The following is a 1,412-nucleotide window of genomic DNA, read 5'->3' on the forward strand; positions in this document are numbered from 1 at the left end:
CTATTTATTGCATATGGATCACACTTTGAAAGTAAAACCTTTCAAAGTGAAAATTAAATGTAAAAGAAAAGAGGTTTGAAATGAAAGGTTTTTGTGTAAAAAAATGCGTTAACTCGAGCTAAAGCCAGGTCAACGTTGAGTTAGGCAGAGCGATAAGGGTAATAAAATCGAGAGGGATCATGGGCTAACTGAAGATAGCCCACGGATAGATATTTAGCCCAGCAGTTCACAATTTGGCGGCAGACGGCAGCCAATCGCATTGGGGATTATTTCGATACGGAAATGCTTGCCTGCCAGTGGTTCGCCATCCAGATTAAAAGTGATGTCATGGGGGGCTGTGATTTCCAGCCAAGGCAAGGTAGCCTCCACTACATTTTTATTTTTCTCACCACTGAACACGCTGGTCAGTAGGGCAGGAAGCAATTCTTCTGCGGTCAGCAACCGCAATTGCAGCAAGCCATCATTAACTAGCGCATCGGGGCAGAGAGGCTGTCCACCACCGGCTTGCCGACCGTTGCCGATACCTATTACCAGTGCATCACCCGCCCATTCGAAACCCGGCCCATGTATTTCACAACTGTCTGCTTTAATCGCATCCATACGCATCAGGCCATGAATAAAGTATGAAGCCCCACCCAGTACGGCTTTGAGTTTTTCCGGTGTCTCAGTGGTAATGCGGGTGCCAAAGCCACCGGTCGCCATATTGATAAAGTAGTGTTCGCTATTTACTCGCGCGATATCAATGGTGACCGCCCGGCCTTTGACTGCCAATTGAAATGCATTTTCTATGTGCAGGGGAATGTTACAACTGGTGGCAAAATCGTTGGCTGTACCTAAGGGCACAATACCTAAATTGGGGCGGTTGTAGGAGGGCAGGGCCATCAGCGCGCTGGCGACTTCATTAATAGTGCCATCTCCCCCGCCTGCAATTACCGTATCGACCCCCAGACCGGCAGCTTCGCCAACATAACGCTTCGCATCCCCGTGTTCCCAAGTGACTCGAACATGAAGCATAATGCCTTCATCACGCAAGTTCTTGACGGCATTGCGAACTTCAAGATTACCCGATTCCTTACCGTTCAAGATGAAAAGGGTACGTGGCATTGAGGTCATAACGTGCTCCAATCGTTTCTGCGATAGGAGTAACAGTAACCCATAGCTGTTTAATTTACCTATCCCCTTCTTACTTGAACTTGCAGGGGTGTTAGCGGCGTTCACTTACCCGAATCACTTACTTGAGTAAGTTCATCGGGATTAGTGAGGGGCTAGCATAAATGCAGCTCGAATCACTTGCTGGTTGTGGGTTTGGCTTCTTTAGCTATATGAGATTATTCCGACAATATTGCAAATATCAATTATCTTTAAGTTTAATAAAAAGAGGTTTTATTTTTGTTGGGATATTTATTTAACGG

1 protein-coding gene is annotated in these 1,412 nt (G+C 46.2%); it reads right to left on the reverse strand.

Going from position 1 to position 1,412, the window contains the following annotated elements:
* Nucleotides 1-213: 213 nt before the first annotated feature.
* Nucleotides 214-1,104, reverse strand: coding sequence for a lipid kinase YegS (gene yegS / locus V1952_RS21815; RefSeq protein WP_372559937.1), 891 nt, complete (start codon nt 1,102-1,104; stop codon nt 214-216).
* Nucleotides 1,105-1,412 lie beyond the last annotated feature (308 nt).

The organism is Yersinia sp. 2542 StPb PI, assembly GCF_048593855.1.
GTDB lineage: Bacteria > Pseudomonadota > Gammaproteobacteria > Enterobacterales > Enterobacteriaceae > Yersinia > Yersinia enterocolitica_E.